Below are 26,759 nucleotides of genomic sequence, written 5' to 3'. Positions count from 1 at the left end.
AAGTAAAAGATGTATTCTTTTCTCAAATCAATCAACTCATCGATTGGAAACCTCTTGCCCGATTGATCGAGCAAGTCTATACGAAAGGAAGTTCCTCAACGGGACGTCCCTCTTATGAGGGTATCCTTCTCTTCAAGATAGAATTTCTGCGCACTTGGTATGGTTTGAGCGATCCGGAAGTGGAGGAGCAAATCAAAGACCGCCTTTCTTTCATGCGGTTTTGGGATTATCTTTGGAGGACAGCGTTCCCGACAGCACCACGATATGCCGTTTCCGCAATTTCGGGAGTCTACCGATTGCTTGTGCGAAAAGTGTTATATTTGCCATAGGAAGTAAAAGAGGTGGTGCTCTTTGCTAAGGTAGTTCATTCTGCCTTAGCTTTACTTCCTTTTTGGGTTTTTCTCGAAAAACGTTTAGGACAACATTGGGATTTTGCAGAGGTCTCTGTTAGCGAACATTAGTAGGTATTCCGTATAGTCCACGATCTTAGTAATAGTTTTTCTACTTTTTACTCCTTTTGAATTATCTCCTTGGTGAAATGTGTTCAAATATATTAGGAGGATTTCACAGAGGCCTTAATCAAGAAAAATGGTGTCGCACTTGACGGTTTCCCCAGCCAGACCACGAATTTTGGCCTTGGGCGTAAAAAAAGAAGAAATAAAATTTGGAAGATTGCGAAGAATGTCGTACTTTTGCACTCGCAATTGGGTCATGGTGTAATGGTAACACTACAGGTTTTGGTTCTGTCATTCTGGGTTCGAATCCCGGTGACCCAACTTCAATGCGCTGATTGGCTGCGTCCTCGACGCCGGCGATTAGCGCATTTTCTTTTGTTTGGCAACCGGTTTCGGGGGCTCGTTCTTATTTCCTAAATTTGCACTATTCGCGTGGCTTCTCTTCAATCGTTGGCCAAAGACACGGCTATCTACGGCCTTAGCTCCATTGTCGGGCGTTTTTTGAACTATTTGCTTTTTCCGCTCTACACCCATGTCATTGCGGCAGCCAGCGGCGGCAACGGGGTGATCACCGAGGTGTATGCCTACACGGCCTTTTTGTTGGTGATGCTCACTTTCGGAATGGAAACGACCTTGTTTCGGTTTCTCAATCGCAGCGATGAGCCCGATCCCGAGCGTGTCTATACCACTGCGCTCATTGCCGTGGGAGCGGTGTCGCTGACGTTTGTCGGCATGGTGTTGCTCAATCTCCGTGATGTGGCCGCCGCTTTGGGTTTTGCCGCCCACCCCGAATATATCGGCATGATGGCCGCCGTTGTGGCAATCGACGCCTTTCAGGCCATACCCTTCTGTTATTTGCGCTATTTGCGTCGCCCGATCAAGTTTGCGGCTTTGAAACTCGGTTTCATCGGGATGAACGTCGTGCTCAACCTCATTGTGTTTTTGCTCCTCCCGGCTGTCGTTGATGGTTGGCAGGTGGAGGTGGGGCATGTTTTTGCCATCAATCTCGTTTGCACGTCGTTGGTGACTTTCGGTTTTCGTCGAGAGTTGGCGGGAGTGCGTTGGCGCATCGACTTCTCGTTGTTGAAGCGCATGTTGGGCTATTCGTGGCCGATACTCGTGTTGGGCTTGGCCGGCATTCTTAATCAAACGGCCGACAAAATGATATTCCCCCGTTTGGTGCCCGAACATGAGGGCAAGGTGCAACTCGGCATCTACGGTGCGGCCGTCAAGATTGCCATGATCATGGCCATTATCATGCAAGCCTTTCGCTATGCTTACGAGCCATTTGTGTTTGCCGCGTCTAAAAATGGCGATTCCACCGACAATAAGAGGTTGTATGCACTGACGATGAAGTATTTCATCATTTTTGCGCTGTTTGCCTTTCTTGCCGTCATGGCCTATCTCGATGTGCTGAAATATCTCATGGGTTCCGACTATTGGGAGGGGCTTAAAGTCGTGCCTGTCGTCATGGCGGCCGAAATACTGATGGGCGTGTATTTCAACCTCTCGTTTTGGTATAAACTCACCGATCGCACGATTTGGGGCGCATGGTTTTCGGGCGCAGGCTGCGCGGTGCTGTTGGCGAGCAACTTTTTTTTCATTCCTCTCTACGGCTATATGGCATGTGCTTGGGCAGGGGTGGCCGGATACGGCACGGCGATGTTGTTGAGCTATTTCGTGGGACAGCGATATTTTCCCATTCCCTACCCGTTGCGCGCTATCTTCGGCTATCTTGCCTTGGCGGCAATCTTGTTCTCGCTTATGCTCTTTTTCGGTGAATTTATCGGCGAAAAATGGCTTGAAATCGCGCTCAACAGTGTTTGCTTGATTGCTTTCGCCGTTTATGTGGTGAAGCGGGATTTGCCGATTTCATCGCTCCCCGTCGTCGGGAAATACTTTCGTCACTGATTTCAAAAACTTCGATTTCATCATAAAACTAATGTCTACCGCAACGCTTGAAAACGGCCTTCGCATCATCTTTGAACCCTCAGACTCGGAAGTGGTCTATTGCGGCTATCTGGTGTGTGCCGGCACACGTCACGAAGATGAGGCCGACCATGGAATGGCGCATTTCATCGAGCATGTTTCTTTCAAAGGCACTCACCGCCGCCGTGCGTCGCAAGTGAACCGTTATCTCGAACGGGTGGGAGGCGATCTCAACGCCTTTACCAACAAGCAAGAAACGGTGTATTGCGCCACCGTTTTGCGAAAAGATGCCTTGAAAGCGGTCGATTTGCTCACCGACATGGTGTTTCACAGCATCTATCCGCAAAACGAAATCAACAAGGAAGTGGAGGTGATTGTCGATGAAATCGATAGTTATCGAGATTCTCCCTCGGAACTGATCTTCGATGAATTCGAGCAAATGCTCTTTGAAGGAAGCTCGCTGGGAAGAGATATTTTAGGCACGCCCGATCGGCTTCGGCAATATACCACGGCCGATGCCCGGCGATTTGTCGATGCGCATTATCGTCCCGACAACTGTGTGTTTTACCTGTATGGACGTTGCGATTTCGGGAAAATCGTTCGTGCGCTCGAAAAAGCCCACCGTTCTCCTCGCCGCATGAAAACGGACGAGAAGACGGAATACAATGATTTCATCGAGAAGACACACCCTTTTGCCCATCCGGTCAAACCTTTCTTTCGCGTCGTGGAAAAAGGAACGCATCAGGCGCATGTGGTAATGGGAGCACCGACTTTCGGAAGCGGAGATCGGAGGCGTTTCGCGCTTTTGCTCTTAAACAACATCTTGGGCGGCCCGGGCATGACTTCGCGCCTCAACATGGCGGTGAGGGAAAAGCATGGTTTGGTGTACAGCATCGACGCTTATCTCAATTCTTATCCCGACACGGGATATTGGACGATTTACTTCGGTTGCGACGCCGCCGATGTGGAGCGATGCCGAAAACTGGTGATGCGCGAAATGGAACGCTTGATCGGCAAACCGCTTGGCACCGCCGGACTCAAAGCGGCAAAAGCACAAATATGCGGTCAAATCGGCATTTCTTGCGATAATCGGGAAGGGCATTCGGTAGCTTTGGCCAAGACGTATGCGCATTTTGGAAAATATCGTGATGTGGCGGCCGTGATGAAAGGTATCGAAGCCGTGACGGCCGAAGAATTGCAGGCATTGGCCGCGGAAGTGTATGCCCGCGAGAATATTTCCGTTTTGATCTATAAATAGTCGGTTTCATCGGAGATAAGCAGGCGTTGGGCATGAACGGATGAGCTCAAAAGAGAAAGCAACTGCCTGCGAAGAAGTGTCGTTCTTTCCAATATCCGCCGATGTTCGGTCTTTTATTTCCTTTCTTCTTTTGAAACACCTTCTCATGAAACACCCTCTTCGAGATTTTCGTTTTTGTCCCGTTTGCGGCAGTGATCGATTCGTGTGTCACGACGATCGGTCGAAACGCTGCACGGATTGCGGCTTCAATTTCTATTGCAATGCTTCTGCGGCCACGGTGGCGGTAATTCGCAATGCAAAAGGCGAAGTGCTCTTTGCACGTCGCGACCGACAGCCGGGAAAGGGATTGCTCGATCTGCCCGGTGGTTTCGTGGATTTGAACGAGAGTTTGGAAGAGGGATGTTTGCGCGAAGTGAAAGAAGAAACAGGAGCGGAGGGGCGTATCGTGCGCCATCTTTTCTCCCTGCCCAATGTCTATCCTTACGGAGGTTTTGACGTGCACACGGTGGATTCGTTTTTTGAAGTCGAAATCGACGATGAAACCGACCTTTTTGCAGGAGATGACGTGGAAATGCTGTTTTGGGCAGATCCCGATTTCATCGATCCTGCGCAAATTGCAATGAAATCCATTCGGAAAGGATTGGAACGTATCTTCAAAAAATAATACTCGTAAAGCCTCTGATTTTCAAATATAATTAGTATTTTTGCGGAGATTTACCTGTCGAAACCGAAAAGAGCTGTTTTTTCTTGCTTTTCTCCGAGAGAAAGTCTGTCTTTTCGATACAACTCAGCTACCTTTACATATTTAATTTATACATTTAGATGAACGTTATCACAAAAACAGTCTCTTTGCCCGATGGGCGCACCATCAGTATCGAGACCGGTAAGCTCGCGAAGCAGGCGGATGGCGCAGTGATGCTGCGCATGAACAACACGATGCTTCTTGCTACCGTATGCGGTGCCAAAGAAGCTGCCCCCGGCACCGATTTCATGCCTCTCCAATGCGATTATAAAGAAAAGTATTCGGCCGTGGGTCGTTTCCCCGGAGGATTTACGAAGCGCGAAGGCCGTGCCGGCGATTACGAGATTCTCACCTCTCGACTTGTAGACCGTGCGCTTCGTCCGCTCTTCCCCTCCGACTACCATGCCGAAGTATATGTAAATATCACCCTTTACAGTGCCGACGGCGTGGATATGCCCGACGCTCTGGCCGGATTTGCCGCTTCGGCTGCTTTGGCTTGCACCGATATTCCGTTTGAAGCTCCGATTTCGGAAGTTCGCGTGGCACGCATCAACGGTGAATACATCATCAACCCCACCTTCCAACAGCTCGAAGGTGCGGACATGGAACTCATCGTGGCCGCCACCGAAGAAAACATCATGATGGTGGAAGGCGAAATGAAAGAAGTGCCCGAAAGCGCATTGCTCGAAGCTCTCAAAGTGGCACACGAAGCCATTAAGCCCATGTGCCGCCTCCAAATCGAATTGTCGAAAGAACTCGGCAAGGATGTGAAGCGCGAATACTGCCACGAAGTGAATGACGAAGCTCTGCGCGAACAAGTGAAAACGACTTGCTATCAGAAATGCTACGACATCACGAAACAAGCACTCGAAAAACACGCTCGCGCGGAAGCCTTTGAAGCGGTGCGCGAAGAATTCAAAGTGGCTTATGCCGAAACGGCCACCGAACTGACTGCGGACGAGTTGGCAGAAAAGAACGCACTCATCGACCGCTACTATCACGATGTGGAGAAAGATGCGATGCGCCGTTGCATTCTCGATGAAGGCATTCGTCTTGACGGACGCAAAACCACCGACATCCGCCCCATTTGGTGTGAAGTCAATCCGCTCCCCGGCCCCCACGGATCGGCTATTTTCACCCGCGGAGAAACCCAAAGCCTGACCACCACCACGCTCGGAACGAAACTTGACGAGAAAATGGTGGACGACGTGCTCGACAAGAGCTATCAGCGTTTCTTGTTGCACTACAACTTCCCTCCCTTCTCTACCGGAGAGGCTCGCGCATCGCGCGGCATCGGTCGTCGCGAAATCGGCCACGGAAACTTGGCTTGGCGCGGTTTGAAGGGACAAATTCCCGCCGACTTCCCCTACACCGTGCGTGTGGTGAGCGACATTCTCGAATCCAACGGCTCGTCATCAATGGCCACGGTGTGTGCCGGAACGCTTTCCCTTATGGATGCCGGTGTGCCCATCACGGCACCTGTTTCGGGCATTGCCATGGGATTGATCAAAAATCCCGGTGAAGAAAAATATGCCGTGCTTTCCGATATATTGGGCGACGAAGACCACCTCGGAGACATGGACTTCAAAACGACCGGTACGCTGAAAGGACTCACCGCAACGCAAATGGACATCAAGTGTGACGGACTTTCTTACGAAATCCTCGAACGTGCACTTGCACAAGCCAAGGCCGGACGCGAACACATCCTCGGCGAAATGATGAAGACTATGGATGCGCCCCGCGAAGACTACAAACCCCACGTGCCCCGCATCGAGGCTTTTGAAATTCCGAAAGAATTTATCGGTGCCGTCATCGGCCCCGGCGGAAAGATCATTCAAGGCATGCAAGAGGAAACGGGAGCTACGATCACTATCGACGAAGTGGACGGTGTAGGCAAAATTCAAGTTTCCGCACCCTGCAAAGACAGCATCGATGCCGCCGTGGCAAAAATTCGTGCCATCGTGGCCATTCCCGAAGTGGGAGAAGTGTATGATGCCAAAGTGGTGAGCATCATGCCTTATGGCTGTTTCGTGGAATTTATGCCCTCGAAAGAAGGCCTGCTCCACATCTCGGAGATTTCTTGGAATCGCCTTGAAACGGTGGAAGACGCCGGTATCAGCGAAGGCGACACCATTAAGGTGAAACTTCTCGAAATCGATGAAAAGACCGGTAAGTTCCGCCTTTCTCACAAGGTGCTCACCGAGAAACCCGAAGGCTGGGAGGAGCGTCCTGCTCGTCGCCCCCGTCGTGAAGGGGAGGGTGAGCGTCGTCCTCGCCGCCGCGAAGAATAAGCAAACAAAATGACAACGTGTCCGATTGGGTCGTAACCGAATCGGACACGTTTTGTTTTCCGCCTTTCTGTTTTTTGTTGTTTTGTTTCCTTTCATTTTATTTGCCGTCCCATCTGCTTCGGCTTTGACGTTTACCGGACAGCAATAAAACCAAACTTATCTTTGTAAAAAAACAACCGCAATCAAAGAGTGGAACTCGATGTTTGCGGTTGTCTTTTTGTTGATGTGAGGAGTGAAAACTAATAATATGAAAGATTGGATTTCACTTGTTTTAGTTTTGAGGCATCCTCTTCTTTGGGTTTTAATTCTGCGGATTAGCGTCCTTCATAAGGCAGGTAATAATACGTGGTGCTGGGGGTGTAAATTCCCCAAGTGAGCACATTGATCAGACCGTCAATGAAGGTTAGACTTTTCTTTACTTGATAGTTCTTGCTTTTGCCAACGTACTTACTGTCTTCTATCTTCGTGTTGGATATGGGCACAAGGCCATAAATCAAGAAATGATTCTTGGTTGAATTAACTTTCACCATGGGAGCGTCGGCGGGAAGCGTACCCACGCAAGTTGTCGTAGAATAACAAGAAGTGAGAGAGGTTACAACGATTGCTGCGGCGAGAAACTTGCCGACCATTTTTTTAGGATAGTTCATAAAGTATAAAATAAAGATGATAAGTCTACGAAAAAGGTACATCGTTAAATTCATTTTTGCAAGAAAGGAAGAAGGATATATGGAAAAAAGGATTGGATAAACCTTATTCGTCGAAAAGACAAGTGTCGCTCCCGACAACGAGAACAGGCCTGTTGAAAAGAGCGGCGATAAGTCAGGCAGGGTAGAGTCGGCTTGACTTCAAGAGGATTTCGAGCAAAAAACAACACACTTCATCTGTTTATTATGAAAGCGAAACAGATGAAGTGTGTAGACAGTATCATAGTGACTTCTCGCCAATGACCGTCGCGAAAGAGGAGGTCACGGCAGGTCGGGACGGGTGCCGGCACGCCAATAGGCACGCAATTCGAGGTCGAAAACGAGCATCGAATGAGGAATTACCTTGCCCACACTGCGCGAACCATAGGCCATGTCGGCAGGCATGAACACACGCCAACGGTCGCCGATGTGCATGTGTTGAAGTGCAGTGCTGAAACCTTCCACCAGATTGCCGACGGCAAAGCGGACGGGAGAGGCCAGTTCGGGGCGATAGCCCGAGGTCAGGCTGTTTACGTGAGGCGAGTGGTCGAAGAGCAAACCGGAAGGCGTTTGAGGGGTGGACATAAGGCGACCGACATAGACCACGCTCACCGTGTCGGTGTAGAGCGGTGTGCCGCTGCCCGTTCCGGTGCGGATCACGCGGACGGCCACGGAGTCTTTCCATGTGGCTTGTGCTCCCGTGCCGAGGGTGTAGCTGCGCAGAGTGCGCCAATCGCAGTGTTGCTCCCAATTTTCCCCCCATTGGGCTTTGGCCGCGGCAATGGTTTGTGTGGCCATGCGGAGGGTGTCGATGAAAGCGGCTTCGTTGCGAGCCTTCCAGTTGTCGTATTCGGTGGAACTGTTGTCGCTTTCGGAGCATGCCGTCAGCAGCAGGAGAGCAGGGAGAAGAAAAAGAAAGATTTTTTTCATGACCGATGAGGTTGGGCAGGAGAGGCGCGGTTTTTATTTCAACTTTTTGAGCAGGGTCGTGATCGACACTTTCTCTTCGATGATGCCGCGCAGATCTTCGATTTTGACGCGCTCCTGGCGCATGGTGTCGCGTTCGCGAATGGTGACGCAGTTGTCTTTGAGCGTGTCGTGATCAATGGTGATGCAGAAAGGAGTGCCGATTGCGTCGTGTCGGCGATAGCGTTTACCGATAGAGTCTTTTTCCTCGTAGGCACACTTGAAGTGGAATTGCAGATCGTGCATGATTTCGCGTGCTTTTTCGGGCAGTCCGTCTTTTTTGACGAGGGGGAAAATAGCGAGTTTGACAGGAGCAAGTGCTGCCGGCAAACGGAGGAGGGTGCGGGTTTCGCCGTTTTCGAGTGCTTCTTCCTCGTAACTGTGACACATCACGCTGAGGAACATGCGATCGACGCCGATAGAGGTTTCGACCACATAGGGCGTGTAGCTCTCGTTGGTTTCGGGATCGAAATATTCGATTTTCTTTCCGCAGAACTTGGCATGTTGGGAGAGGTCGAAATTAGTGCGCGAGTGGATGCCTTCAACCTCTTTGAAACCGAAAGGCATGCGAAATTCCACGTCGCTGGCCGCATTGGCGTAGTGAGCCAGTTTTTCGTGGTCGTGAAAACGATAGTTTTCCGCTCCGAAACCGAGTGCCTGATGCCAAGCCATGCGGCTGTTTTTCCAATGTTCGAACCATTGGAGCTCGGTGCCGGGTTTGACGAAGAATTGCATTTCCATCTGTTCAAATTCGCGCATGCGGAAGATGAACTGCCGTGCCACGATTTCGTTGCGGAAAGCCTTTCCGATTTGGGCGATGCCGAAAGGTATCTTCATGCGTCCCGTTTTCTGCACGTTGAGGTAGTTTACGAAGATGCCCTGTGCGGTTTCGGGACGGAGATAAATGGTGCTTGCCCCCTCGTTGGTGGAGCCCATTTCGGTTTTGAACATGAGGTTGAACTGCCGCACGTCCGTCCAGTTACGAGTGCCGCTGATGGGGCAGACAATTTCTTCATCGACGATGATTTGTTTGAGTCCGTCGAGGTCAGAAGCGTTCATGGCTTCTGCAAAACGAGCATGGAGGGCGTCGCGCTTGGCGATGATTTCGAGCACGCGGCCGTTGGTGGCGCGAAACTGTGCTTCGTCGAAACTTTCTTTGAAACGTTTACGACCTTTGGCCACTTCCTTTTCGACTTTCTCGTCGTATTTGGCGATTTGATCTTCGATGAGCACATCGGCGCGATAACGCTTTTTGGAATCGCGGTTGTCAATGAGGGGGTCGTTGAAAGCATCGACGTGTCCGGAGGCTTTCCAGATCGTGGGGTGCATAAAGATGGCGGAATCGATGCCCACGATGTTTTCGTTGAGCAGGGTCATGGATTGCCACCAATATTGTTTGATATTGTTTTTCAACTCGACGCCGAGTTGTCCGTAGTCGTACACCGCGCCGAGACCGTCGTAGATTTCACTGGAAGGGAATACAAAACCGTATTCCTTGCAGTGGGATACGATTTTTTTGAAAACGTCTTCTTGTGCCATTATTAAGTATGTGTTGTTTTTGTATATGATTGCTGCAAAGATACGAAAAGATACGAAAAGATACGAAGAAAGGAAGAGAATGTTGAAAGAGTGGGAGAGTGTACTGTCTTCGTCGAGTCAACCAGCAAGTGCAAAATTATGATATTCTTTTGTAGAACTCAGCTTTGGGTGTTTCAAAATCGAGTTTTTGTCTTGGCCTTCTGTTTATCTTCTTCTGTATTTGAGCAATTCTTTTATCTATGAGGCCTCTGCAAAATCCCCCAATAAGCCGTGCTGTGCTTCCCCAATGCTGCCTCTTTTCCCAACAATAAGTTCTCGTTACCCGTTCCGACTTCCGGATACCGTTTCCGGCATTGTTGCCTTTCCGATGAAACCGCCCTTTTTGGCTGTATTCTTCCCTTATATTTTTGTTTTTGCCGTTTTGCCTTCGCAAAAACGATTATCATTTTGATTTTTAGTGCGTTTCTTGCGAAGGCAAGTGAAGGCAAAAGTTTGGAGGATTTTTCAAATAGTTGAAAATCAGAGTATGTACGGTGAAGGCAAAATCACCCTTTTGCTTTCACCTGCTTTCACTGTTGAGGAGAAAAAACACTCAATTTCGGGGCGGTGAAAGCAAAAAAACGAGCCAATGGATTGAAGGACAGACGTTTGTGAAAATGTTTTTTGTTTTGCCTTCACTTTGCCTTCGCTAAAAACAAGCTGATACTCATGGGATTGCGTTGTTTTGCGAAGGCAGTGAAGGCAAAAAGTGATGCTATGGGAACGCGCGCGTGCGCGCGAGGGGGAGTTGTTTTTCTACTTTTCCGGGAGGTAGCTGTTCTTAGCTCAGAGGCAGAAAATTCTACCTCAAAGGTGGTGTTCGCCGGATTGGAGGTCGTTCGCCCATTGATGTCTTGCTTGGGGTTGCTTTGAGAGATATTGCTGCGGCCTCTCCATGTCGGAAAATCAAGCTAAGCGAAAGAAGGCATCGTCGACACAGAGTCCGATGCAAATTAAAAAAAATCGTGTCGAAACCTTTCGATTTCGACACGATTGCGAATGCTGTCGGCAGAATTGCTCCACGAGAACAAGCGGTAGTCCGCAGGCTCGAAAGCGACAGAGCCGTTTGTTTATTCAATGGTGACGAGCGTCGTGCCTTCCATCACGCTGTCGCCGGCGGCAACACAAATGCCGGTCACGGTACCGTCGCATTCGGCGGTGATATTGTTTTCCATTTTCATGGCTTCCAAGACAACGACGGTTTCTCCCTTTTTGACGGCTTGACCTGCGGCTACAAGCACCTTGGTCACTACGCCGGGAAGCGGAGCTTTGACGGGTGTGCCGGCGCCGGCGGCACCTTTGGCCGCAGGAGCGGCGGGAGTCGAAGCGGCAGCAGGGACGGGAGCCGAAACTGAGGCGGCAGGAGCGGCGGCACTCACTTCGGGCAAATCGCCTTCGGTGAGCGGAGCACCGAGAATTTCCACATCGAAAGCCACGCCGTTGACGTTGAACTTGGCCACTTGATCGCGAATGGACTCGATGGTCACATCGTAGCGTGCGCCGTTTACGTTATAGCTATATGTTCTCATGGTTTCTTATCGGTTAAAGTAGGAATCGTTATTGAACTGACGCGTGGGATTGTTCCAAGGCGTTCGTTTGTGGTCGAGGGTGATGATTTCGGTTTCATCGTCGTGTACTTCCTCTATCTCATATTGGGCGAGGGCAAGACAGATCAAACCGGCATAGATAGGCATGCGATCCTCACAGGGAGTGAAAGGCCGGCCGTCTTCTTCGACTGCCGTGACGATGCCGCGACGCTCATTGAAAGTGATGCGCACCGTTTTGCCTCCGAAATTGTATTCAAAAGTTTTCATTGCGACAACGGATTAAAGAGGAACATTGCCATGCTTCTTGGCCGGACGGCTCTCGCTCTTGGTGGCGAGTTGCGCAAGGGCGCGGCAGATGCGGAAACGGGTGTTGCGCGGTTCGATGACATCGTCGATGTATCCGTATTCGGCCGCTTTGTAAGGATTGGTGAAGAGGTCGTTGTATTCTTTCTCCTTTTGAGCCAGATAGGCTTTGGGGTCTTCTTGCTCTTTGGCGGCTTTGGCACTGAGAATGGCCACGGCACCGCCGGCTCCCATCACTGCGATTTCGGCCGAAGGCCATGCGTAGTTGAGGTCGGTTTTGAGCTGCTTGCTGCCCATCACGATGTGGCTGCCGCCATAGCTCTTACGAAGGGTGACGGTCACCTTGGGGACAGTGGCTTCGCCGTAGGCATAAAGAAGTTTGGCACCGTGAGAAATGACAGCGTTGTACTCCTGTCCGGTTCCGGGGAGGAAACCGGGCACATCCACAAGGCTGACGATGGGAATGTTGAACGCATCGCAGAAACGCACGAAACGAGCGGCCTTACGGCTGGCATTGACATCGAGCACACCGGCGTAGACCTTGGGCTGATTGGCCACGACACCGACGCTCTCGCCATTGAAACGGGCGAAACCGATGATGATGTTTTGTGCGAAATCGCGTTGCACTTCGAGAAACTCTCCGTTGTCTACCACGGCACCGATGACTTCATACATGTCATAGGCCTGGTTGGGGTTGTCGGGGATGATGCTGTTCAGACGGTCTTCCTTTCGGTCAATGGGGTCGTTGCACTCCAAGCGAGGCGCACGTTCATGATTGTTTTGAGGGATGAACGAAAGCAATTTGCGAATGAGAGCGGCAAACTCTTCTTCGTTTTTGGCGGTGAAATGTGCCACACCGCTCTTCTTAGCGTGCACACCGGCACCTCCAAGATCTTCTTGGGTAACATCTTCGCCCGTCACGGTCTTCACCACCTTGGGGCCGGTGAGGAACATATAGGAGATGCCTTCGAGCATGACGATGAAGTCAGTCAAGGCAGGCGAATAAACCGCACCGCCGGCACAAGGACCGCAAATGCCCGAAATCTGAGGAACAACGCCCGATGCTTCGATATTGCGTTGGAAAATTTCGGCAAAACCGGCAAGGGCATTCACACCTTCTTGAATGCGTGCGCCGCCGGAGTCGTTCAAGCCGATGCAGGGAGCACCCATTTTCATCGACTGATCCATCACCTTACATATCTTTTCGGCCATCGTCTCGGAAAGAGAACCGCCGTTTACGGTGAAGTCTTGGGCATAAACATAAACCAAACGGCCATTGATCGTGGCACTGCCGCACACCACGCCGTCGCCGAAATATTGCTTCTTCTCCATGCCGAAATCATGACAACGGTGAAGCTTGAACATATCCATTTCTTCAAAACTTCCTTCGTCCACGAGGAGGGCGATGCGTTCGCGTGCCGTGGCTTTGCCTTTGGCATGCTGCTTGTCGATAGCCACTTCGCCGCCACCAAGACGGGCTTTCTCACGAAGCTCGACGAGCTGCTTGATTTTCTTTAATTGTTCACTCATATCGATTGATGTGTTGATTATTCTTTTGGCGCAAAAATAGTATTTGTGTGCAATTTCAGCGGAGCAAAAATACAGATTTCTTTTGACGTGGACAAAAAACAACTATCCGAAAAGAAACGGCGCACAAACGACGGTGCATTTGCAACGCATCGGGGGAGGGCGGACATTGTTCTTTCGGGGCGGGGAAAGGGGACTTACGGACGTTGGGGTTTGAGGTAGTCTATGGTGTAGTGTAAACCTCTGCTTTCCTTGCGCTCCATGGCTTGCCGGGCAATGAGATAGCCCACGTTGATCATGTTGCGCAGTTCGCAAAGTTCGGGGGTGGCGGTGACGCGCTTGAACAGCTCCTCCGTTTCTTCGTAGAGCAGATCGAGTCGCACCCACGCCCGACGCAAACGGAGATCGGAACGCACAATGCCCACATAGGCCGACATGATCTGGCCGACTTCACGAGCGGCTTGGGTGATCAGCACGCGCTCATCATTGGAGAGCGTTCCCTCGTCATTCCACTCCGGAATGTGCTCATGAAACCGATATTCGTCAAGATGTTCTAATGAATGTGCGGCGGCGGTTTCGGCATAGACCACGGCTTCGATGAGCGAATTGGAGGCCAAACGATTTCCACCGTGAAGGCCTGTGCAGGCACACTCGCCGACGGCATACAGCCGCTTGATGCTCGAACGGGCGGAAAGATCGACCTTGATGCCGCCGCAAAGATAGTGGGCGGCAGGCGCAACGGGAATGTATTGCTGCGTGATGTCGATGCCAAGACTCATACACTTGGCGTAGATATTGGGGAAATGACGTTTTGTTTCTTCCGGATCTTTGTGGGTGACGTCGAGACAAACGTGGTCAAGACCGCAACGCTTCATCTCGGCATCAATGGCACGCGCCACAATGTCGCGCGGAGCAAGCGAAAGGCGTTCGTCATATTTCTGCATGAACTCCTCGCCTGTGGGCAGCCGGAGAATACCGCCATAGCCTCTCATGGCTTCGGTGATGAGATAGGCCGGGTGAGTTTCGGCAGGATTATAGAGTACGGTGGGATGAAATTGCACAAACTCCATGTCTTGCACGGTTGCTTTTGCACGATAAGCCATGGCCACGCCGTCGCCGGTGGCTATCGTCGGATTGCTGGTATTGGCATAGACCGCACCGCAACCTCCGGTGGCCAAAACGGTGACACGCGAAAGGAAGGTGTCGATCTTGCCGGTGCTTTCGTTGAGAATATAAGCACCGTAACATTCGATGTCGGGAGTGCGACGCGTCACCTCAATGCCCAAATGGTGTTGCGTGATGATTTCTACGGCGAAATGACGTTCAAGCACCGATATGTTCGCTTGCCGACGAACGGCTTCGATGAGTCCGCGCTGTATTTCAAACCCCGTGTCGTCGGCATGGTGCAGAATGCGAAATTCGGAATGGCCGCCCTCTCTGTGCAGATCATAAGTTCCGTCTTTCTTGCGGTCGAAATTGACGCCCCAACACACAAGACGACCGATGCCGGAGGGACCTCTCTCCACCACCAACCTCACCGCGTCGGGATCATTCAGATGATCACCGGCAACAAGGGTGTCTTGGATATGCTTTTCAAAATTATCGACCTCGAAATTCGTCACTGCCGAAACACCGCCTTGGGCTTTGGAGGTGTTGGAGGTTTCGATGTTTGTTTTGCAGATCAATGCGACTCGGCAATCGGGACGCTCTTCGGCCACTTGCAAGGCATAACTCATGCCGGCAACACCCGAACCGACGACAAGAAAATCATATTGATGAATCATGAAGAGAGAAGAATGAGTTTCAGCTGCAAATTTAGGGATAAAACTGCTTATTCTTATACATTAAGACCGATAAGCTGTCCGAAAGACAAGTTCTTTTCACATTCGGAAACGCCTCAACCCCATGTGAACCACATGAAACGAACCGACATCCGCACAATCAACCCACTACTTTCACATCGAGATGCTCACGGAAGATACGCACGGCATTGTCGGCACGTTCACGAGAAAGCGGTTCGACACCTTCGAGCGGATACTTCATGCCCATACTTTCATATTTGTAGCTTCCCATAATGTGATAAGGCAGCACTTCGATGCGCTCGATAATGGAGGCGTATTTCTCCAAATACGCACCGACGGCATGCAGGCGATCGTCGCGATCGGTGATGCCGGGTACGACGACGTGGCGTATCCAAACGGGCTTGCGAATGTCGAGAAGATAATCGAGAAAGGCGGCGTTGTTCTTTCGAGAAACACCGATGTAGGATTTGTGGAGCGTATCATCAACGGTTTTAACGTCGAACAGAATGAGATCGGCTTCGGCGGCAGCGCGACGTGCCGCTTCGTTCCACACCGCTCCGGCAGTGTCGAGGGCAGTGTGAAGCCCTTCGGCATGACAGAGTTTGAAGAAAGCCTCCACAAATTCGGCTTGCACCAAGGGTTCGCCGCCGGTGCAGGTGACGCCGCCGGACTTGATGAAGTTTTTGTATTTGCGAACTTCCTTCATCAGCTGTTCGGGGGTGAACAGATGTTTGGCTTCTCCGCCTATTTCCCAAGTATCGGGATTGTGGCAGAACTGGCAACGCATGGGGCAACCTTGCAGGAAAGTGACGAAACGAAGTCCGGGGCCGTCAACGGTGCCCATGGATTCAAAAGAGTGTATGCGGCCGATAATGGGTTGGTCAGACATGTTATGCTATGCAGAATAGAGAGGTGTGTATAACTTTTCGACTACAAAAAGAGGATCGAAAGAGAAAAGGAGCAGGAGAAAAGAGAAACGAAAAACAGAAACGCAAAGGAAAAGCCAAAAAGCGAGCAAGACAACACCCAAGCACGATTTGCGCTTGGGTGTCGGCTTTATCAGAGATGAGCAGCGCGGATTAGCAGCAGCTGCTGATGGTGCGGGAGATAACATCAAGCTGTTGTTCGCGAGTGAGCTTGATGAAGTTCACGGCGTAGCCCGATACGCGAATGGTGAGCTGAGGATATTTCTCGGGGTGTTCCATTGCATCGTAGAGCAAGTCGCGGTCGAAGACGTTCACATTGAGGTGCTGACCACCGTCGGGAGTGAAGTAGCCGTCCATGAGATTGACGAGGTTTTCCACTTGTTGTCCCTTGTCCTTACCGAGTGTGGCGGGAGAGATGGCCCAAGTATAGGAGATACCGTCGTGTGAGTGGTGGAAGGGAAGTTTGGCCACAGAAGCAAGCGAAGCAACGGCTCCCTTGGTGTCGCGTCCGTTCATGGGGTTGGCACCGGGTGCGAAAGGTGTTCCCGAACGACGGCCGCAAGGCGTGTTGCCGGTGTGCTTTCCGTACACCACGTTGGAAGTAATGGTGAGGAGCGACTGCGTGGGAATGGAGTTGCGATAGGTGTCGTGCTGACGCATGTATTCCATAAATTTCTCAGTCACCATGAGGGCAATGGCATCGGTGTTGTCGTCGTTGTTGCCGAAGGGCACGTAGCTTCCTTCTTGAATGAAGTCGACAGCCAAGCCGCGTTCGTCACGTACCACCTTGACCTTACCGAACTTAATGGCGGCCAAAGAGTCGGTGACAATGGAAAGACCGGCGATACCGCTGGCACGGGTACGAATGACGTCGCCATCGTGAAGAGCCATTTCAAGCGCTTCGTAGCTGTACTTGTCGTGCATGTAGTGAATGATGCGAAGGGCGTTGCAATACACTTTGGAGAGCCAACGCATCATCTGCTCGAATTTCTCCATCACCTCATCGTATTCGAGGTATTCGCTCGTGATGGGCGTGAAGATGGGTGAAACTTGCTTTCCGCTGATTTCGTCGCGACCACCGTTGATGGCATAGAGCAAGCACTTGGCCAAGTTGGCGCGAGCACCGAAGAACTGCATTTGCTTACCGATCTTCATGGGAGACACGCAGCAGGCGATACCGTAGTCGTCGCCGAAGTCGGGGCGCATAAGGTCGTCGTTTTCGTATTGAATGGCCGAAGTGGCGATAGACATCTTCGCGCAGTAATCCTTCCACGTTTGGGGAAGACGGGTGCTCCACAACACGGTGAGGTTCGGTTCGGGAGCGGGGCCGAGGTTGGTGAGGGTATGCAGAATGCGGAAGCTAGTTTTGGTCACCATGGTGCGTCCGTCGATACCCATACCGCCGATCGACTCGGTCACCCAAACGGGGTCGCCGGAGAAGAGGGCATTGTATTCGGGAGTGCGGAGGAAGCGAACGATGCGCAACTTCATCACGAATTGGTCGATGAGTTCTTGCGCTTCTTCTTCGGTGAGCGTTCCGGCTTGAAGATCGCGTTCGATGTAGATGTCGAGGAACGTAGACACTCGACCGACAGACATGGCAGCTCCATCCTGATCCTTAATGGCAGCGAGATAAGCCAAATAGAGATATTGCACGGCTTCGCGAGCGTTTTGTGCAGGACGGGTGAGGTCGAAGCCATAGATTTCGCCGAGCTTGATGAGTTCTTTGAGCGCATTGATTTGCTCTGTCACCTCTTCGCGCTGACGGATGCAGTCGTCGGTCATCTCTTGGATGTCAAGACGCTCCATGAAGCGTTGTCTTTCTTCGATAAGGTTGTTCACACCATAGAGGGGAACACGACGATAGTCGCCGATGATGCGGCCGCGGCCGTAAGCGTCGGGCAGTCCGGTGATGATGTGGCTGCTGCGTGCGGCACGCACGTCGGCAGTGTAAGCCGAGAACACACCTTCGTTGTGCGTCTTGCGGTATTTGGTGTAGATTTCCTTCGTCCAAGCATCCAACTCATAGCCATAGGCTTTGAGGGCGTTTTCCACCATGCGCACACCGCCTTTGGGGAAGATACCGCGTTTGAGAGGAGCGTCGGTTTGCAAACCTACCACCACTTCCTTATCTTTGTCGATATATCCGGCACCGTAGGTCGTCACGCTTTGGGGAAGACGGGTTTCCACGTCATAGAGTCCCTTTTCTCTTTCCACTTTGAACATCTCGCTGAGCTTATCCCAAAGAGCGGTGGTGTTGGCGGTGGGACCTGCAAGAAAAGACTCGTCACCTTCGTAAGGCGTATAGTTGTGCTGGATGAAGTCGCGTACATTGATTTCGCGCTTCCAAGTGAAACCTTCGAAGTTATCAACGGTATTGGATAATTTCATAATTGTAATTTTATGTGGTAAATGTGTATTAAATCGCGTAGAATATAATAAAGAAAGCGGTTTATGTTTTTCCAATTGTATTGCAAAAGTACTTTTTACAATATAATTGCCAAGGGAAAAAGCCTAAAAAGAGCACTTTCCGATATTTTAATTGCCTTTGTGAGCAGTGGACTGCGCAAATTGAGCTATTTTGAGCAATTTTCGTTCGGCGACTCTCCGTATCTCCTCATTTTGCAAACTCTAAAAGTAGCAAAATGGATATACGGGATTTATGAATAAATGCAAGAATGAAATTAATACAACAAAAAGGAGTGCTACGGCATCGTGTTCTTTGTCTCAAACGGACAAGAAAAGAGGCTGTGTCGAATCGTCAATGGATTGCGACACAGCCTCTGCGAAAGTTTCTTATCAACTACAACCCAAGTTGCAGTTTGTCAGGGATCATTTCACGAAGATGCGTTGTCCGTTTTGAATATAGATATGTCCCTTTTGTGGTTGAGCAATGCGGCGACCACTCAAATCATACAATTCGCCACGACCGTTCTTCAAAATATCTGCCTCTACTTCTCCGATGGCATTCAGCTGGCCGAGCGGTGTGTACATGAGTTTGAATTGCTGTATGGAAGCAATACTATTGCCGCTCATGTTGATCACAAGCCCGAGAGCCACTTCCGTTTCTTCCGGCAAGGTAAACGTTACGGAATTTACGGCATTCGATCCCGCACTCGTCATTTCACCGTAGGCAAGAGCCTTACTGTCAAGCATGTCGGTGTCAGGCAATGTTCCTCCTATGGCCGCAACCAAATAGGAAGCCATGGCCGAACCGCCATATTGACCATCGTAAATCGAAACGAATGTATAAGTTCCGGCAGGAAGAGTCACCACCTGATAGGCTTTGTGATTGGCCAAATTAGGGAAGTTATCCCATCCGGTAGTAAAGGTGAAGCAATTGTTCTTTTGTTTGTCCATATGCACACCCGAAATGATCTTTCCGTCTTCCGTTGTGGCGGTGTTCTCCAATTTCCAATCTTTCAACTCATACCAGCGACCGCTTTGTGTATTGTTGATTTGCTTGGTTGTGTGGGCAAACGATTTTCTATAATTAACCAGATACTTGGAGGTAACGTCTTCCACGGTGGCCTCGTAATTCAAACTAAATACTCCGTTCGAAAGTCCCCATGCATCTCCATCAGGGCCGAATCCGGTGCGAATTCCCTTGTTGCCGGTCGAGGTACGATCTTCTACAGCACCTCCGTTCTGATTAAAATCATAGTAAAGCAAGAGTTTGTCTTTTCCTTCTTCTGCGGCTTTCGTGTCGATGATAGGTTCATTGGCATAGGTTCTAATCTTCTCCACACTAAGTGCAGTCCCCCAAATGCGGAACTCATCGATTTGTCCATTCATCGGGGCGGCATCGCTGCTGATGTTGAATTGAGTCATATCGGGGAATTTGCCCACAATGACGCCTTGGCGCATTTGAACGCCATCACGATAGATGCGTACAATATTCTTTTCAAAGGTCACAGCATAATGATGCCACTGACCGGGAATCACCACATCGGTATAGGACATCACACTGCGTCCGTTGCGATACACAATGAGTTTTCCGATGGCATCGACTTTGATAAAGAAAGTGCTTTCTTGGTCACCTATACCACAGCAGTCGTCGACCAGTTTTCCGGGATTCATCCACCATTCCACGGTGATATTTTCGGAATCTTTGGCGATGGGCACTTGCTCCATTTTGATTCGAGCATTCTGCCCAAAACTCAAACCATTTTTAGACAGAGCGTTTACTACGGTCAAAGCTCTTTCCATTGTTTTAGTGCTGACACCTGCCTCATTCTTGACCATCAGGGTTACATCATAGACGCCGGGAGCATCGATTGAGAAATTGGGGTTTTGCCCATTTGCGGCATAGCTCATGCCGTTACTCTTGATCAACCACGTCCAAGAGGAGGGATTAAACTTGGAAGCATCGATAAAGCCGGTTTTTTGTTCTTTGAGTACAACTGGATCTTTTATGCGAAAATCGGCCTCAGGAGCAACTTTTAGTACTTTCACTTTTTGAGAAGAAGTGGCAGTTTCTCCGGAGGGAGATGTTACGGTCAAAGTAACAGTGTATTCACCAAATAGATTATACTGAGTTGCAGCTGTTATGGCATTTGACGATGTAAGTTCTGCCCCGGGCATATCCCATTGATAAAAATAACCGTCGATTGATTTGTTGGGAATAAAACTGATGCGTTGCCCGGCTGCGACTTGCGACATTGAGGCCACAAATGTAGCATCTGGTGCAGGAGCCTCCTCAACTTTTACTTCTTTGTTCACAATCACTTTTTGTTTACCATCGAAACTGGATGCAGTGAGTGTAACGGTATAATTACCGGATTTCGGAAAGACAACCATAGGTGCAGCAGTCTTGACATTGTGCAAACCTGCGGCTTCTATCGTCCACACAAGAGAGCTGACAGCATCGGAATATGTGGCAGAAATTTCGGTAGGCTGTCCGGCTATAATTTTATTGGCCGTAACAATTTTGGTGTTGCTCTGGTTGACACTCGCATCTACACCCTTCTTGAAGACGTTTTCATTGTTTACTTGCTCATAATTCGAAGCCATCTCATTGCTAATGGGAGCATGATGTCCGCCTACACAATCACGCAAGTGAGGCACACCGTTGATGTCGATGATATCACCTTTATAATAAGCCAAAAGTCCAGTAGGCATAACCTCTCCGCTAAATTCACTCTTGTAGGCATCACGGATGTGGTAGCCGGAGCGAGCAGTGCTCCAAATGCGGATTTCATCATAAACAGCGTCGTTGGCAGAATTGCCTCCGGCATGGAAAACGAGATTTCCGAATCCTCCCAAACCCGAGTATTTTCGGCTTGTGATATAAGTGGCAGTTCCACCATTGATGTGAACACGGAAAGTGCTGCGTGCCACGACCATAGCAACATGCGTCCAAACATTCTTACGCAAGGTTCCATCGGCCGTTCTTACACGATCTCCATTGGTGTTCCAGCCGGCAGAGAAACCACCCGACCGATCTGCATGACAAAGAAAATTTCCCCATCCCGGTCCTGCCGAGTTATTCCAATCGACGAGTTTGCGAGGTTTTATCCAATATTCTATGGTTACTTGATCGAAATGTTTACTGAAAATATCAGGTATAACAAATCCATTCGTTTTCAAATCGGCAGCCACATTGGTTATTTGAGGTTGAACGGGAGCCATGAATACGATTTTAGAACTCTCTACATTGTTTTCATATATGGCAGAAACGGCATACAAACCGGCTCCGGAGAAATCATAAGTATTCTGTTCGGAAGTACCAATTTTAACGCCATCTTTATAAATATTATAATGCTTTATGGCATGACTGCTTTTTATTGGCTTTTGCCAATTCAGTTTTCCATCAACGAGAGTGAGATTTCGAGGTGCATAGTATTGTTCACCATATACAATAGCGGTGATGGTGGTGATTTTGCCACCGGGTACTTCCACCACTTTGTTTTCTCCCGGGAAAAAAGGAGTTTCCACACCTTGATGATCGTGTTCGTAATCCAAAATTGCGGCATAATGGATGTGTCCCGAACCTTTTGCCAAATTAGAAGACGTTTTATTTCGATCTCTACGAGTGGTGGCATGAACATTGAAGAAATACTTCAAAGGTTTGGACTTATCAAATCCGGTAGTCAGATCGGTCAAATCATAACCGAATTCCATCGGTTCGTCATGCAACTTGCCGTCAGCCCATCGACCGAGCATCGGAATCGCCGGTGCAGGAATGTCATCGCCGTTTTTACCATCGCCGGCAAAACGAAAATATTCCAATTCAAGAGTACGTTCCGGTACTTTGGCATTGAGATCGGAAGCAACTCCCACTGTGAGCATAATTTCCGATCGGTGACTGTAATCCATTTTCACCTTAATGGTGCGAAGCGGACGATAGTTTTTGCGCACACGATAGATTTCCGGTTGATACCAGCCGCGCACTTTTCCATTTTCTGTCTGAACAGGAGTTGCCCGAGCATATGGGCAATAGATAAATCCGCGGTTACACCAACCGTTACCCCACGAGTTGGCCACAATCCATGCGCCGACTTCGTCTTTGTCGACTTCACCGGCTATTCCATTGTCGTCAAGGTCAAACTCAATGCGATCATCGTAGCCCACAATCGTGAGAGCATGATCCACGGACTTACCCCACTCTTTCACATACCACATTCCACTTACATGGGCAGCGTTGTTGGCATCAGTTGCAGGAATTTTTTTCCAATTACCACCGGAAGCCACTCCGATCCCCACAATACCTCCGGAATGAAAATCAGGATCACCGTTATGATTCCAAAGCCAATTTTTGAGTATCTCACGACCTTCTTCCGTTTCTACCGACATGGGAAGATTAAAGGGTTGCAGCATGCGGTTGTGCATAGCTTCAAACCACTTTTCATAACCGGTCATCCAGCCAAAATTGTTATTTGTTTCCTCTTGATAACCGAACAGAGGAGAATAGGTTTGGCTGCCATAAGTCTGTGCCGAGGGGACACCGATGAACTGCACGAATTGATCCTTGCCCGAGTTGCCACTTGTATGCAGCCAAACGAAGTGCGTGGGGTATCGATTAAGCATAGAAGAAGCATCGGCGTCTCGGTAAGAGTTTATTTCGTGAGTAAACATATAACCGATACGAGAAGCCGATCCGCACGATCCGCCATCTTGGTTGAAGATAGGTGGAAAATGCTTCGTATTCGCATTATTCACCATCATGGGACGTTCACTGATGGGGGACGCAACTACACCTCTCGAAGAACGTTTGGGAGTATAGCGGAGCAACGAGGAATCAGGGCGGATCACTGTGCTATAATCCGGATACATCTTTCGATCGACAACCATTTGTGCCTGCATCGCTGAGGGAACTGCGATGCAGGCCAATAGTGCAAGTTTGAAAATGTCTTTCATAAAAAAGGAATGATTGAATTCAATGTCCGACGGAGGGGCAACAAGCCGTCTCGTCATCGAAGCAAATAGAAAGTATTGTTTTGATGTGTTAGAATGATTAAGCAACAAAAGGTTGAACACGAAAGTTTTCAATAGAAAAAAAACTCTTCGGAATAGTTCGGGATATGGCAAGACTTCGCTCTCACCGCGACACCAATGTCTGGTTTCTTCGAGCAATCAGCATGTTGGGAGCAAATTTACAGCAAATATAACAATAGAGAAAGAAAAAAACTTGTTTTTTACTGTTTCGGCTCCCGCATTTTAACATCATGGCAATTTTTCTTCGGCAAAAAGCCTTGCATTTCCGCGAAGGATACACAGACATGACCGACAAGATCACTCTTTCCGTTCCTCATCTTTGTCAAGATTTCCTTCATCGGGCATTGTTTTCACGGCCTTTTCGCTGTGCAAAAAACGATCCCGTTTGTTCCGCCTTTCTTTTCACGGAAAACCTCATCGGCGTTCGTTTCGTTTTTAGGTCTTATCCGGTTTCGTTTACCTCTGATCTAAAAAAATCCACCTCCTACCTTTTTCCGCAAACGACACTCGTTCACCACTGTTCCTCCATCTTTGCGCAACGGCTTTCTCGCGCGCACGCGCGTTACCTATGTTCATATTTTTGCCTTCACTGCCTCCGCTAAAATACCTATATATTTGATATACAGCGAGTCTTGTGCGAAGGCAAGTGAAAGGAGAGTGAAGGCAAGATCCGCAAAATGTCTGAAAAACAGCCTCTTAAAATCAAATTTTGCTTTCACACCCTCCGAAATGCGCCCTTTTCCCTCTCAAACGGCGGAAGCAGGTGAAAGCAAAAACGATTTTTGCCTTCACGAAAACATGCTGACATTCAATTGGTTATCATTTCGAAAAACGCGTTGCCTTCACTTGCCTTCGCACAAGACTCGCTGTATATCAAATATATAGGTGTTTTAGCGAAGGCAAAACGCAAAAAACAAAAAAACAGGGTGTGGGAGGCACTCGAAAGACGAAGATCCGCGCCGAAAATCGACACGACACCCGAAGATTGCACGGAAGCACGGTTGCGCCGGCAGCCGATCCGGAGATTTACCCCCCGATGCTACCTCTCGACAACGGCAGGGGCGGAGGAGGAAACGGAAGCAACGAGGCTTTGACGAAGCACGATGCGACTTTCGGAGCCCATGTTGAAAAGGAGATCGACAACGGAGAGATTGGGCAAAAATCCCGTGCGAGCGGCAAACACTTGATAATAGGGGATGATGCGAAAAGAAGGATCAAAGGCGAAAGAGCGTTTGGGATGAATCGTTTCGCGAAAATCTGCCACGGAGTCGCCGAGAGCGCGGGCGTCGATGTAGCCGTCGAGATTGACGCTCAGAGAGGGGCGATAGTTGAGCAAATCCAAGACGAGATGCTGCAAGGCTTCGTTGAAATCGACCAAAAACGCATGGGGGCGACGATAGATTTCCCAAAAATCGTCGGCGTAATATTGAAAAAACGGACTGTTCTCGTAGGCGGAAACAAGGGCGTTCCAATGAAGGTCGCGCCAACGGCCGTGTTGCGAAATACGAATGTCGCGCATCGGGGTTTTGGAAGTTCCGCCCTCCGATTTCGGGCGTCCTTCAACGGGAATGGTGAGCGGCAAAATGCCGTCGGGTGTGGCGATCAAACAGCGGTTGCGATAGGTTTGCTTGACATAGTGCTCGCAACGCTCTTCGACAACGGGCCGGTCGCCGATGAGTTTCGTGTAATAGTGAATGGGGGCGAGATAGGCGGAAGAGAGGAGATACATGGTCAAAAAAGAACGAAAACAAACGACAGGCAGGGTAAAAAGAAAGTTGGAGGGGCTTGTCCTCCTCCAACTCATTTCATTCATTTAATATCGGCTACCCACTTAAATGTGCGGTTCCATCGAATTTTTCCGTCAAAAAGGCCATAGTCGGGGTCGAGCGACAGCCAAACAAAAAGAGGCTTTCCGACGATGTGGTCTTCGGGAACAAATCCCCAAAACCGAGAGTCGGAGGAACAGTCGCGATTGTCGCCCATCATCCAAAAGTAGTCCATTTTGAAGGTGTACTCGTAAGCGAGTTTGCCGTTGATGTAGATTTGTGCGTCGCGCACTTCAAGACGATTGTTTTCGTAGACGGCGATGCAACGCTCGTAGATCGGGAGATTAGACAGATTGAGAGCAATCTTGGCTCCCTTTTTGGGTATCCAAACGGGGCCGTAGTCCGACACCGTCCAGTTCTTGGCCATGTTGAGCGGAAAGAGCCATTGTCCGTAAGAGGGTTCTTTGGCGACCACCTCGCCCAACTCGGGAAGCGATTTGAGTTTGTTTTTCACGGATTGGGTGAGGGGCATGCTGAACAAACCTTCGCTGTTGCGAGAGAGGTCTTCGACCGTGATGCGGTTTTCTTTGAGAAAATCGACCGTGGGGGGCTGCTTGAAACGCACGGAGTGAACATATTGCACGTTTTCGGGATCGGCTTGCGGTTTGCCGTCGAGATAAATGCGATTGTTCTTGATTTGAAGGGTCTGACCGGCCTTGCCGACACAACGCTTGACGTAGTTTTCACGACGATCCACTGGGCGGCTGATGATTTCGCCCACGGCAGACTCCTTGCCCAACACGGAACGACCGGCGGCATAGATGAGCGAATAGGTTTCGCGCTGACGTTCGGGAGAAAGGGAGGCGGAAGGCTCATCGACTCCGAGCACCTGGGCTCCCGTGGTGTAGACCATGTTGTAGAAATCCTGATTGGGGAAATTGGTGGCGACGGTGTCGCCCGAAGGGTAATTGAAGACGACGATGTCGCCCACTTCGACTTGCCCCAATCCCTTGACACGACGATAGTCCCACTTCGGCCACTCGATATAGCTCTTTCCACCGCCCAAAATGGCAGGGAGATTGTGTTGCGTCAAGGGCATGGTGAGCGGGGTGTTGGGAATGCGGGGACCATAGCTCACCTTGGAAACGAGAAGGTAGTCGCCCGTGAGCAATGTTTTTTCGAGCGAAGAGGAGGGAATGACAAAGTTTTGAAAGAAAAACTGATTGATGAAATAAATGGCCACAAGGGCAAACACGATGGCATCGACCCAACTCATTGCAAAACGAACGAGCGAATTGGGAGAGGTGCGCCACCAACCCCAGTTGATCTTATGGGTGATGTAGAGGTCAAAGATAAAGGGCAAAACAAGCAGTCCCCACCACGAACCGACCCAAAAAAGAAAGAGCAGGTAGAGAACGGTGACGACGGAGAAGGCCACCCATTGGGGGGATTGAGATTTACGTTCGGGCTTCATGAGAGATAAAACGAACGATTTCATCGAAGCAAAAGCAACATCCGACAATCGGTGAAAGCAGAAAGGAATGTTGCA

16 protein-coding genes, 1 tRNA gene and 1 pseudogene are annotated in these 26,759 nt (G+C 49.8%); 6 read left to right on the top strand and 12 right to left on the bottom strand.

Features of this window, described 5'->3' with window-relative positions; translation table 11 throughout:
- The 6 genes and pseudogenes from EII14_RS05625 to pnp all read left to right on the top strand — a co-directional run.
- A pseudogene (locus tag EII14_RS05625) lies at positions 1-280 on the top strand (transposase); the annotation flags it as partial.
- Positions 281-705: 425 nt separating this feature from the next.
- A tRNA-Gln gene (locus EII14_RS05620) sits at positions 706-776 on the top strand.
- 111 nt (positions 777-887) lie between these two features.
- Positions 888-2,366 carry a lipopolysaccharide biosynthesis protein gene (locus EII14_RS05615; protein ID WP_124931579.1) on the top strand — a complete coding sequence of 493 codons (1,479 nt, stop codon included), beginning with the start codon at positions 888-890 and terminating at the stop codon, positions 2,364-2,366.
- Positions 2,367-2,397: 31 nt separating this feature from the next.
- The gene (locus tag EII14_RS05610; RefSeq protein WP_199733879.1) at positions 2,398-3,642 is read left to right on the top strand and encodes a pitrilysin family protein; all 1,245 of its coding nucleotides are present in this window, start codon (positions 2,398-2,400) and stop codon (positions 3,640-3,642) included.
- A 145-nt stretch (positions 3,643-3,787) separates the two neighbouring features.
- Positions 3,788-4,306: an NUDIX domain-containing protein gene (locus EII14_RS05605; RefSeq protein WP_124931577.1), complete on the top strand. Its 519-nt coding sequence runs from the start codon at positions 3,788-3,790 to the stop codon at positions 4,304-4,306.
- A gap of 158 nt (positions 4,307-4,464) precedes the next feature.
- Positions 4,465-6,675, top strand: coding sequence for a polyribonucleotide nucleotidyltransferase (gene pnp / locus EII14_RS05600; protein WP_124931576.1), 2,211 nt, complete (start codon positions 4,465-4,467; stop codon positions 6,673-6,675).
- Between the two features lie 314 nt (positions 6,676-6,989).
- Here the strand turns inward: pnp and EII14_RS05595 are convergent, their stop codons facing one another.
- The 12 genes from EII14_RS05595 to EII14_RS05535 all read right to left on the bottom strand — a co-directional run bounded on the left by EII14_RS05595 (position 6,990) and on the right by EII14_RS05535 (position 26,684).
- On the bottom strand, positions 6,990-7,322 hold the full coding sequence (locus EII14_RS05595; RefSeq protein WP_124931575.1) for a Bor family protein: 333 nt from the start codon (positions 7,320-7,322) through the stop codon (positions 6,990-6,992).
- Positions 7,323-7,640: 318 nt separating this feature from the next.
- Positions 7,641-8,288 carry an FKBP-type peptidyl-prolyl cis-trans isomerase gene (locus EII14_RS05590; RefSeq protein WP_124931574.1) on the bottom strand — a complete coding sequence of 216 codons (648 nt, stop codon included), beginning with the start codon at positions 8,286-8,288 and terminating at the stop codon, positions 7,641-7,643.
- 33 nt (positions 8,289-8,321) lie between these two features.
- On the bottom strand, positions 8,322-9,863 hold the full coding sequence (locus tag EII14_RS05585; protein ID WP_124931573.1) for a glycine--tRNA ligase: 1,542 nt from the start codon (positions 9,861-9,863) through the stop codon (positions 8,322-8,324).
- Between the two features lie 1,109 nt (positions 9,864-10,972).
- A complete protein-coding gene (locus EII14_RS05575) occupies positions 10,973-11,431 on the bottom strand; it encodes a biotin/lipoyl-containing protein (protein ID WP_124931572.1) in 459 nt (152 codons plus the stop codon).
- 6 nt (positions 11,432-11,437) lie between these two features.
- A complete protein-coding gene (locus EII14_RS05570; protein WP_124931571.1) occupies positions 11,438-11,716 on the bottom strand; it encodes a hypothetical protein in 279 nt (92 codons plus the stop codon).
- A 12-nt stretch (positions 11,717-11,728) separates the two neighbouring features.
- Positions 11,729-13,282: an acyl-CoA carboxylase subunit beta gene (locus EII14_RS05565; protein ID WP_124931570.1), complete on the bottom strand. Its 1,554-nt coding sequence runs from the start codon at positions 13,280-13,282 to the stop codon at positions 11,729-11,731.
- A 194-nt stretch (positions 13,283-13,476) separates the two neighbouring features.
- The gene (gene nadB / locus EII14_RS05560; RefSeq protein WP_124931569.1) at positions 13,477-15,063 is read right to left on the bottom strand and encodes an L-aspartate oxidase; all 1,587 of its coding nucleotides are present in this window, start codon (positions 15,061-15,063) and stop codon (positions 13,477-13,479) included.
- Between the two features lie 157 nt (positions 15,064-15,220).
- Complete coding sequence (pflA, locus tag EII14_RS05555; RefSeq protein ID WP_124931568.1) at positions 15,221-15,970, bottom strand: pyruvate formate-lyase-activating protein; 750 nt, start codon at positions 15,968-15,970, stop codon at positions 15,221-15,223.
- 190 nt (positions 15,971-16,160) lie between these two features.
- A complete protein-coding gene (gene pflB / locus EII14_RS05550) occupies positions 16,161-18,398 on the bottom strand; it encodes a formate C-acetyltransferase (protein WP_124931567.1) in 2,238 nt (745 codons plus the stop codon).
- A 441-nt stretch (positions 18,399-18,839) separates the two neighbouring features.
- On the bottom strand, positions 18,840-23,366 hold the full coding sequence (locus EII14_RS05545; protein WP_158608334.1) for a LamG-like jellyroll fold domain-containing protein: 4,527 nt from the start codon (positions 23,364-23,366) through the stop codon (positions 18,840-18,842).
- A 1,117-nt stretch (positions 23,367-24,483) separates the two neighbouring features.
- Complete coding sequence (locus EII14_RS05540; protein ID WP_199733878.1) at positions 24,484-25,179, bottom strand: WbqC family protein; 696 nt, start codon at positions 25,177-25,179, stop codon at positions 24,484-24,486.
- 74 nt (positions 25,180-25,253) lie between these two features.
- Positions 25,254-26,684 (bottom strand): S26 family signal peptidase, encoded by a 1,431-nt coding sequence (locus tag EII14_RS05535; protein WP_124931564.1) that lies wholly within the window; start codon positions 26,682-26,684, stop codon positions 25,254-25,256.
- Between the last annotated feature and the right edge of the window lie 75 nt (positions 26,685-26,759).

It is taken from the genome of Alloprevotella sp. OH1205_COT-284 (assembly GCF_003859795.1).
Taxonomy (GTDB): domain Bacteria; phylum Bacteroidota; class Bacteroidia; order Bacteroidales; family Bacteroidaceae; genus Alloprevotella.
The sequence above is the reverse complement of the archived record's forward strand: the minus strand, read 5'-3'. Positions and strand labels throughout refer to the sequence as shown.

Coding starts and splice junctions, on each gene's coding strand:
- pflA (WP_124931568.1), bottom strand. CDS start 15,970: ATGTCTGACCAACCCATTATCGGCCGCATACACTCTTTTGAATCCATG.
- nadB (WP_124931569.1), bottom strand. CDS start 15,063: ATGATTCATCAATATGATTTTCTTGTCGTCGGTTCGGGTGTTGCCGGC.
- pflB (WP_124931567.1), bottom strand. CDS start 18,398: ATGAAATTATCCAATACCGTTGATAACTTCGAAGGTTTCACTTGGAAG.
- EII14_RS05565 (WP_124931570.1), bottom strand. CDS start 13,282: ATGAGTGAACAATTAAAGAAAATCAAGCAGCTCGTCGAGCTTCGTGAG.
- EII14_RS05535 (WP_124931564.1), bottom strand. CDS start 26,684: ATGAAGCCCGAACGTAAATCTCAATCCCCCCAATGGGTGGCCTTCTCC.
- pnp (WP_124931576.1), top strand. CDS start 4,465: ATGAACGTTATCACAAAAACAGTCTCTTTGCCCGATGGGCGCACCATC.
- EII14_RS05590 (WP_124931574.1), bottom strand. CDS start 8,288: ATGAAAAAAATCTTTCTTTTTCTTCTCCCTGCTCTCCTGCTGCTGACG.
- EII14_RS05610 (WP_199733879.1), top strand. CDS start 2,398: ATGTCTACCGCAACGCTTGAAAACGGCCTTCGCATCATCTTTGAACCC.
- EII14_RS05570 (WP_124931571.1), bottom strand. CDS start 11,716: ATGAAAACTTTTGAATACAATTTCGGAGGCAAAACGGTGCGCATCACT.
- EII14_RS05545 (WP_158608334.1), bottom strand. CDS start 23,366: ATGAAAGACATTTTCAAACTTGCACTATTGGCCTGCATCGCAGTTCCC.
- EII14_RS05585 (WP_124931573.1), bottom strand. CDS start 9,863: ATGGCACAAGAAGACGTTTTCAAAAAAATCGTATCCCACTGCAAGGAA.
- EII14_RS05605 (WP_124931577.1), top strand. CDS start 3,788: ATGAAACACCCTCTTCGAGATTTTCGTTTTTGTCCCGTTTGCGGCAGT.
- EII14_RS05575 (WP_124931572.1), bottom strand. CDS start 11,431: ATGAGAACATATAGCTATAACGTAAACGGCGCACGCTACGATGTGACC.
- EII14_RS05595 (WP_124931575.1), bottom strand. CDS start 7,322: ATGAACTATCCTAAAAAAATGGTCGGCAAGTTTCTCGCCGCAGCAATC.